Source organism: Streptomyces sp. NPDC050263 (assembly GCF_040655955.1).
Classification (GTDB): Bacteria; Actinomycetota; Actinomycetes; order Streptomycetales; family Streptomycetaceae; genus Streptomyces.
Genome location: NZ_JBFAKW010000014.1, coordinates 111,269 through 120,221, shown reverse-complemented (window position 1 = coordinate 120,221; position 8,953 = coordinate 111,269). Strand labels below are relative to the sequence as shown.

Annotated in this window: 6 protein-coding genes; 1 reads left to right on the top strand and 5 read right to left on the bottom strand. The window is 72.5% G+C overall.

Annotated elements, in window-relative coordinates:
• Positions 1 to 90: 90 nt before the first annotated feature.
• The gene (locus AB0J04_RS09580; RefSeq protein ID WP_363167787.1) at positions 91 to 3,291 is read right to left on the bottom strand and encodes a tetratricopeptide repeat protein; all 3,201 of its coding nucleotides are present in this window, start codon (positions 3,289 to 3,291) and stop codon (positions 91 to 93) included.
• Positions 3,292 to 3,456: 165 nt separating this feature from the next.
• Between AB0J04_RS09580 and AB0J04_RS09575 the strand changes: the two genes are divergently transcribed.
• Positions 3,457 to 5,490, top strand: coding sequence for a thioredoxin domain-containing protein (locus tag AB0J04_RS09575; protein WP_363167786.1), 2,034 nt, complete (start codon positions 3,457 to 3,459; stop codon positions 5,488 to 5,490).
• A gap of 12 nt (positions 5,491 to 5,502) precedes the next feature.
• Here the strand turns inward: AB0J04_RS09575 and AB0J04_RS09570 are convergent, their stop codons facing one another.
• Genes AB0J04_RS09570 through AB0J04_RS09555 form a run of 4 tightly spaced genes read right to left on the bottom strand, consistent with a single transcriptional unit; the run spans position 5,503 to position 8,859 of the window.
• A complete protein-coding gene (locus AB0J04_RS09570) occupies positions 5,503 to 5,847 on the bottom strand; it encodes a hypothetical protein (RefSeq protein WP_363167785.1) in 345 nt (114 codons plus the stop codon).
• 47 nt (positions 5,848 to 5,894) lie between these two features.
• Entirely contained in the window at positions 5,895 to 6,626 is a 732-nt protein-coding gene (locus AB0J04_RS09565) for a Mut7-C RNAse domain-containing protein (protein WP_363167784.1), read from the bottom strand.
• Between the two features lie 32 nt (positions 6,627 to 6,658).
• Entirely contained in the window at positions 6,659 to 7,297 is a 639-nt protein-coding gene (locus AB0J04_RS09560) for a TetR family transcriptional regulator (protein ID WP_363167783.1), read from the bottom strand.
• Entirely contained in the window at positions 7,294 to 8,859 is a 1,566-nt protein-coding gene (locus AB0J04_RS09555) for a DHA2 family efflux MFS transporter permease subunit (protein ID WP_363167782.1), read from the bottom strand. Before AB0J04_RS09555 ends, AB0J04_RS09560 begins: the two co-directional genes overlap by 4 nt.
• Positions 8,860 to 8,953 lie beyond the last annotated feature (94 nt).

Here is an 8,953-nt window from a genome sequence, read left to right as displayed (position 1 = left end):
CACGGATTCCCCATCGGAAACTGTGCCGCGTAGCGGCACAGCAACCGGTAGAGAAGGCCAGAATCCTCGTCCTTCAGGACGAGGAGCATGTCAATCGGCGGGGAGCACCACGCCCATGATCTCGCGGCCGTGTCTGCTCGGGACCATTCCCAGGCGCCACGCCTGCCAGCCTGATTCCAGGCGGACGCCGCGCTCCAGGAGCAGGGCGTAGGCCTCGATGCATTCGGTGAGACGGCCGTCGCGCAGCGTGTGGTGGGACCGGCTCAGCTGGGCCAGCTCCTCCTGGGCCACCGCCGTGCCGACCACGACGCCGCCCGGGGCCGCGTACGGCAGCAGGGTGCAGCGCAGGAAGTGCGCCCAGTCCTCGCCGCGCCGGTCACCGTAGGAGGCGAACAGGGCCGCCGCCTCCTCGCACAGGGCCAGCGCGGCCTGCGCACGGGCGTTGCCCGCGTCGACGATCGCCAGCTCCAGGCAGGTCCACGCCTCGCCATGGGCGACGCCGATGCGCTGGAAGTCGGCGCGGGCGTCGACCAGCAGTTGCCGGGCGAAGCCGGAGTTGCGCAGCGAACCGGTCTGCGCGGCGCGCTGGTCGCGGGTCACCCGGGCCGAGTGGTGCCGGGCGCAGGCCAGGCCGTAGACGTCCCGCATCCGGGAGAACAGCGTGCGGGAACGTTCCAGCTCCCGGACCGCGTGGTCCAGATCGCCCGTCTCCTCCAGGGCCAGACCCAGGTAGTAGATCGTCCAGGCCTCGCCGCGCGCGTCCTCGTTGTCCCGGTGCCGGGCCGCCGCCCGACGCAGATCCTCCGCCGCCGGGCCGGGATCGCCGGCGATGAGCCGGGCCCGGGCCAACTGGGTCAGGGCCCAGGCCTCGCCGCGGGCGTCCCGGGTGCGACCGTACAGATCGAGGGCCCGACGCAGCTCGGCCTCGGCCTGCGGGACATCGCCGCGCCGCAGATGCAGCTGCCCCAGCTGGAAGTGCGCCCACGCCTCACCGTGCACGGAGCCGCCCTCGCGGTGCAGGACCAGCGAGCGCGTGAGCAGATCCAGGGCCTCGGCGAGGTGGGCCCGGTCCCGCTCCACCGCGGCCAGCGCGTGCATCGTCCAGGCGCGGTCCGTGGCCAGCTCGGGCGCGGCCTGCAGGTCCATCGCCTCCCGCAGTTTGGCCGCCGCCTCCGTGAGCTGGCCCTGGTGGTGCAGGGTGATGCCCAGCGAGCACAGGGCGCGCGCCGCGCCCGCGTCGTGATGGGCCTGGAGGTAGAGGTCGACGACCGAGCTGAGCGTGGTGCGGGCCTTGTCGAGCTCGCCCAGCTGCCGGGCCGCGATGCCCGTGCGCCACTGCACGGACCGGACCAGCAGGTCCTGGCCGACCGACTGGGCCAGCTCGCTGATCTCACCGAGCCGGTAGAGGTCGCCGCGCAGCAGGCAGTAGTCGCACAGTGCGCCCAGCAGGCTCATGACGGCGTTCTGGTCCACGCCCTCCGCGTTCCGCAGCGTCGCCGTGATGAAGCTCGACTCGTCGTCCAGCCAGCGCAGCGCCTCGTCCAGGGAGGTGAAGCCGTGCGGGGTGAAACGGTCCGAGCGGGTCGACATGTTGCCGTCGACCAGCCGCAGCACGGAGTCGGCGAGCTCGGCGTAGCTGACGATCAGACGCTCCTGGGCCGCCGCGCGGTCGGCCTGCTCCTCCTCGTCCAGCAGACGGGCCTGCGCGAAGGCGCGGACCAGGTCGTGCAGGCGGTAGCGGTCGCCGCGGACCAGGTCGACCAGTCCGGCGTCGGCGAGGGCCGCGAGATGCCGCGCCGCCTCCCCGCGGTCCGTCGCGAGCAGCGCGGCCGCCGCGGCCGCCCCGAGCGAGGCGCGCCCGGCCAGCGCCAGCCGGCGCAGCAGCCTGCGCGGCACCTCCGGCTGGTCGGTGTAGCGCAGCCACAGCGCACGCTCGACCGGCTCCACCGGTCCGTACACGCTCAGGTCCGCGGCCAGCGCGCGCGGCGAACGCGGGCCCAGCGAGGAGCCCACTACGCGCAGTGCCAGCGGCAGCCCGCCGCACAACTCGGTGATCCGGTCGGCGGACTCGGCGTCGTAGGGACCCGAGGAGTCCTGCGCCGCCGCGCCCAGCAGTTCCTCCGCGCCCGCCGCCGCCAGCGGACGCACCGCCAGCTCGTGCACCCACGCGGACACCTCGGCCGGCAGCGCGGGCGGGGTCCGCGCGGTCACCAGGACGAGGCTGTCGGAGCGTTCGGGGACGAGCGCGCGGACCTGCTCCGCATCGGAGGCGTCATCGAGGACGACGATGACCGGCAGGCCCGTCAGATGCTGCTGGTACAGCTCGCTCAGCCGCTTGACCTGCTGTTCCGCGGAGGAACGCTCACGGAAGAGAAGCTGCTCGCGCGGCGCGCCGAGCCGGTTCAGCAGGTGCAGCAGGGCGTCCCTGGTCGGCAGCGGCGTCTCCTGCGTGCTGTCGCCGCGCAGGTCCACCACGCACGCGCCACGGAACTGGTCCCGCAGATCGTGCGCGGCCCGCACCGCGAGCGTCGTACGGCCGCTGCCGGGGTCGCCGTGCAGCACGACCACCGTGGGCCGGGTCTGCGTGCTGGCCCGCGCCGACTGCACCCACTGCCGGATCTGCGCCAGCTCCGCCCGGCGTCCCGCGAACGGACCGGCCGGCTCGGGGAGTTGGGCGAACGACTGCGCCAGCACCGTCCGTCCGCGCGCCGCCGCGCTCTTGTCGGTGCCGCGCAGCTGCGGTCCCGGCGCCTTCTTCGCGCCGGTCGTCGCGCTCAGCACCCGCTGCTGGTCCAGGAACGGCCGGATGCCCCGCACCTCCAGCGCCGTGAGCCACTGCAACCGCAGTTGTTCGGCGCCGCCGGGCTGTCCCGCCTCGCCGGCCCGGTGATGCGCGGCCGGCAGATGCGACCCCGCCACCTTCACGACGGTCGCGGCGGCCCCGACGACCCCGACGGTCACCCCGGCCCCGAGAGCCGTACCCGGGCCCGTGCCCAGCGCGAGGTCGGCGACCGCCGTCGTCAGGGCCGCAACACCCGCCACCAGCAACGGAGTCCGCCCGCCTTCACGCGCGTATCGCTGCCCGAAACTGATCCGCCGGGCCTCCGACTCCTCCAGCGCACGCGCATACGCCTCGTACTCCTCGGCGGCGGTCTGCGCCATCGCGTCCAACGCGCCACGCGCCCGCGTCATCAACGCCTGCCGATCGGCACGCCCACCGGACCGCCGCACCTCCTCCTCCACGGCCCGCGCCAACAACCGCTCGGCTTCAGCCCTATGGCCGTCCCGCATGTCCCGTCCCCCTCCGGCGGTCACACATTTCTTGGTCAAGTGTGCTGCGGGCGGCTCCGCGGCGCGAGAGGGCGGGGGCTCCGCGATCGTCCTGCGGCGCGCGAGGCCACGGTCCGCAGGACGCCTGACGCGTGAGCGGCGGGGGACTGCGGCAGGATGGACCCCATGCCGAACCGACTGGCTCATGAGACATCCCCCTACCTCCTCCAGCACGCCGACAACCCCGTCGACTGGTGGCCCTGGTCGGCCGAGGCCTTCGAGGAGGCGCGCAGGCGGGGGGTGCCGGTGCTGTTGAGCGTGGGGTACAGCAGCTGCCACTGGTGCCATGTCATGGCGCACGAGTCCTTCGAGGACCAGGAGACCGCCGACCAGCTCAACGCGCACTTCGTCAACATCAAGGTCGACCGCGAGGAGCGGCCCGATGTCGACGCCGTCTACATGGAGGCCGTTCAGGCGGCCACCGGGCAGGGTGGCTGGCCGATGACCGTGTTTCTCACGGCCGAGGCCGAGCCGTTCTACTTCGGGACGTATTTTCCGCCCGCGCCGCGGCACGGCATGCCCTCCTTCCGGCAGGTGCTGGAAGGGGTCCGGCAGGCGTGGACCGAGCGGCGGGACGAGGTGGCCGAGGTCGCGGGGAAGATCGTGCGGGATCTGGCGGGGCGGGAGATCGCCTACGGGGACAGTCAGGCGCCCGGCGAGCAGGAGCTGTCGCAGGCGTTGCTCGGGCTGACCCGGGAGTACGACCCGCAGCGGGGCGGGTTCGGCGGGGCGCCGAAGTTCCCGCCGTCGATGGTCGTCGAGTTCCTGCTGCGGCATCACGCGCGGACCGGGGCCGAGGGCGCGCTCCAGATGGCGCAGGACACGTGTGAGCGGATGGCCCGGGGAGGGATCTACGACCAGTTGGGCGGCGGGTTCGCCCGGTACTCCGTCGACCGTGACTGGGTCGTGCCGCATTTCGAGAAGATGCTGTACGACAATGCGCTGCTGTGCCGTGTGTATGCCCATCTTTGGCGGGCCACCGGCAGTGAGCTCGCCCGGCGGGTCGCGTTGGAGACCGCCGACTTCATGGTGCGGGAACTGCGCACCGACCAGGGCGGGTTCGCCTCGGCGCTCGACGCCGACAGCGACGACGGGAGCGGGAAGCACGTCGAGGGCGCCTATTACGCGTGGACGCCCGAGCAGCTCGGCGCGGCGCTCGGGCCGGACGACGCCGAGCTTGCCGCGCGCTACTTCGGCGTGACCGAGGACGGCACCTTCGAGCACGGCTCCTCCGTGCTCCGACTCCCGCAGCAGGACGAGGTCTTCGACGCCGAGAAGATCGCCGACATCAAGGAGCGGCTGCTCCGCGAGCGCGCCGAGCGGCCCGCGCCCGGGCGGGACGACAAGGTCGTCGCCGCCTGGAACGGGCTGGCGATCGCCGCGCTCGCGGAGACCGGCGCCTACTTCGACCGTCCCGATCTCGTGGACGCGGCTCTCGCCGCCGCCGATCTCCTCGTCCGGCTGCATCTCGACGACCTGGCCCGGATCGCCCGTACCAGCAAGGACGGGCAGATCGGGGCCAACGCGGGGGTCCTGGAGGACTACGCCGACGTCGCCGAGGGGTTCCTCGCGCTCGGCTCCGTGACCGGGGAGGGCGTCTGGCTGGAGTTCGCCGGGTTCCTGCTCGACCACGTCCTCGTCCGGTTCGTCGACCCCGAGTCCGGTGCGCTGTACGACACCGCGGCCGACGCCGAGCAGCTCATCCGGCGTCCGCAGGATCCGACCGACAACGCCGTCCCCTCGGGCTGGACCGCCGCCGCCGGAGCCCTGCTGAGCTATGCGGCCCACACCGGTTCCGAGCCGCACCGCACCGCCGCGGAGCGGGCGTTGGGGGTGGTGAAGGCGCTCGGGCCGCGGGTGCCCCGGTTCATCGGGTGGGGGCTCGCCGCCGCCGAGGCGCTGCTCGACGGGCCGCGTGAGGTCGCCGTCGTCGGCTCGGACATGGCTGACAAGGCCTCGAAGGCCCTTCATCGCACCGCGCTTCTGGGGACCGCCCCGGGGGCCGTCGTCGCGTTCGGGGTCTCGGGGAGCGACGAGTTCCCGTTGCTCGCCGACCGGCCGCTGAGCGGCGGTGAACCGACCGCGTACGTCTGCCGCGACTTCACGTGCGACGCCCCGACCACCGACCCGGAGCGGCTGCGCACCGCGCTGAACGGCTGAGCGAGACGGATCTCAAGCGCCGCTGAGGATCATCGCGCCCAGCGTGAGCTGGGCACCCCACTGCACCAGTACGGCCCCGAGCCTCGCGTACGTCCAGCGGGCCCGGGGCCGTACCAGTGCTGTCAGACCGGCCGCCACGGACAGCCAGAACACGGCGTACAGGGCGCTGCCGGGGATCGTGGAGCACTGCTCGCCGGACATCAGGCAGCGGCCGCCGCGCTCGGTGGACACCGCGGCCAGCCAGGCGAGGACGACGGTCGGCAGGAGCGAGACGAGTCCGGCGACGGCCCAGCCGACGAGGAGGCGGTACTTGTGCCGCGGCGTGAGCGTGACCTGCTGCGGGGCGGTGGTGTTCATGCCCCCATCCCACCGCGCGGCGGGCCGTCGGTGATGGGCCGGCGTACTCAGTTCCCCTGTGCGCGCATGCTCAGGGCGTCCTCCACGATCGCCACCAGTTGTTCGTGGTGGGCGCCCTTCCAGTAGGCGCGCCCGCAGGAGCGGCACTGGGCGAAGACGTCGTACGACTTCTGCGTGCCGTGTCGCAGCTGGTCGGCGACCTCGTCCTTGGTGGCTTTCTTCAGCAGGCCGTTGCAGGCCGTGCACCGGGTCCAGGGGAGCAGTTCGGGTGCGAACCGGTCGAGGACGTCGCGGAGTTGCTGTTCGGGGTCGGTGCTGTAGATGTAGGCGCCCGCCCACAGTTCGCGGCGGCGCAGCAGTCCGCGGTCGCGGCTGAGCATGACGCGCTGCTGCGCGGCCGAGCGGGCGGCGAGCGCCGGGTCGCCGATGTCGGTCGACTCGTAGGCGGCGTCCACGCCGAGCAGCCGCAGCCGGCGGGCGAGGGTGCCGAGGTGGACGTCGAGGATGAAGCGCAGGGGAGCGCCCGGGACGAGCTGGGGACGGGCGACGGGGTGGACGGCGACCGACTCGCCGTCGGCCGGGATGTGCGAGACCCGCACCTCGCGGCCGTCGACGAGCAGCGCGCCGACCTCTGTGAGGGGCACTCCGAGGGACTCGACGACATGGCCGAGGGTCGAGACGCCGTCGACGGCGAGCGCGGTGGCTCCGGCGCGCCGGGCGTGCGGGACGAAGAGAGTCAGCTCGGGGGCGATTTCGACGCGGATCTCAGTTGCGTTCACCTGGTCAGGATGGCATGGGGAGAGCCCGCCGATCAGCGGGTTTCCCTGCCGAGGCCGTGCTCCAGGACGTCCAGCGTGCGGTCGACGAGGCTTTGGAGGTCGTCCTTGTGGCCCTGCTCGGCCCAGTACAGGGACGTCTCCATGAGGCCGCCGATGAGGGACATCGCGTAGACGCGGACCTCCAGGCTGTCGGGGTCGCGGCCGGTGCGCTCGCCGATCGCGGTGCAGAGCATGCGGCCGGTGACCGACATGCTCTCCATCATCCGCGAGCGCACGGCCGGGACCTGGACCATGAGGTGGGTGCGCATCTGCGCCATCTCGAGCTGTTCCTGGATGCCCTGGCGGATGCCTTCCTTCATCACGTACCGCATGGTGTCCGGCACCGGCTCGTCCGCCGGACGGGCCCGCAGCTCCTCCAGGAGGATCGGGTCGTATTCGTCGGTGAGCACGATGTCCTCCTTGGTGGGGAAGTAGCGGAAGACGGTCGAGGGCGACACCTCGGCGCGTTCGGCGATCTGGTCGATCGTCGTGGCGTCGTACCCCTGTTCCTTGACCAGCGCGTAGGTCGCGGTGCGGATCGCCTCGCGGGTCTTGATCTTCTTGCGCTCACGGAGGCTCAGTCGGGGGCGGTCGGCGGGAGTACTGGAAGGTGCGGCCGTCATGAGGTTCATTGTCGGGCATCGGCCGTGGTGGCGGCCATGTCGGTGTCACCGCGCTCCGTACGCGGTGCGTCGGGCGCCCCCGGCAGGAACGCTCCCGCCAGCAGTGCGGAGACCAGGGCGGCGAACCCGGCCACCAGCAGGACCAGGCCCATGCCGTGCACGTAGGCGCTGTTCGCGGAGGCGGCGAGATCGGCCAGGTGGGCCTTCTCGGCGATCAGATGGGCGGCGACCACCGAGTTCCCGGCGGTGTCCGCGGCCCCGGCGGGCAGGCCGGTGACGTCGAGGCGGTCGCGGAAGGTGCTCGCGAGCAGGCTGCCGAGCAGGGCGATGCCGATCGCGCCGCCGACCTGGCGGAGCGTCATCAGCAGGCCGGAGCCGCTGCCCGCGCGGTCGGAGGGCAGGGTGCCGAGCGCGCCGGCCATCGCGGGCACGACCGAGAAGCCGAAGCCGGCCCCGGCGAGCGACAGCCACAGGGCGACGAAGCCGTAGCCGGAGTCGACCGTCGTCCGGCTGCCGAGCAGGGCGGCGAAGGCCAGCACCACCAGGCCCGCGCTGACCACGGCGCGGGCGCCGAACCGGGCGACGATCGGCTGCGCGGTGCGCGCGGCGACGATCAGACCGCCCATCAACGGCAGCATCCGCACACCGGTGCCGAGGGAGTCATGGCCGAGGACGGCCTGGAGGTAGGGCGGCAGGACGAACATCAGGCCGGACAGCACGAACATCACGAGGGTCGCGGCGAGCGTGTTGAACAGGAACCCGCGGTGGGCGAGCAGCCCCATGTCGAGCATCGGCCGCACGGCCTGCCGCTCGCGCAGCACGAGTGCGGTGATCAGGACGACGGACGCGGCGAACATCGCGAGGACCAGCGGGTCGGTCCAGCCCCGGGTGGGGGCCTCGATGATGGCGTAGATGAGCGCGGCGAGGCCGGTCGCGGTGAGGGCGGTGGAGACGGTGTCGACCTTGGGGGAGGCGGGGTCGCGGGTCTCGGGCAGCAGGAAGACGCAGGCGGCGATGCCGATCGCGGCCATCGGGAGGTTGATCAGGAAGACCGAGCCCCACCAGAAGTGGTTGAGCAGCCAGCCGCCGATGATCGGTCCGAGCGGCAGGCCGAGGGTGGAGCCGGCCGAGACGATGCCGACGGCCTTGGTGCGCTCCTCGGGTGCGAACAGCGAGGGCAGCACCGACAGTGCGAGCGGGGTGACCAGCGCGGCGCCGACGCCCATGAAGGCGCGGGCGGCGATCACCGCGTCGACGTTCGAGGCGAGCGTGCCGACCAGTGAGCCGACGAGGAAGACGCCGAGCCCGACGATCAGCATCCGGCGTCGGCCGAACCGGTCGCCGAGGAGTCCGGCGGGGAGCATCAGCGCGGCGAACACGACGATGTACGCGTCCGCCATCCACTGCTGTTGGCCGGTGGTGGCGCCGAGCTGCTCCGCCATCGTCGGGAGCGCGACATTGAGGATCGTCGTGTCGAAGCCGAGCGTGAGCATGCTCGCGACCAGGGCGCCCAGGGCCCACCAGCGACGGGGGTCGGTGCCCGTCTCGTGGTCTTGCGTGACAGTAACCATGAAATGAGAGTAGCTCTCAAAAGATGGTTACTGTCAATCCTGAGGGTGCTCGCACAAAAAGAAACCGGCCACGGCGTGGAGCCGTGACCGGGAG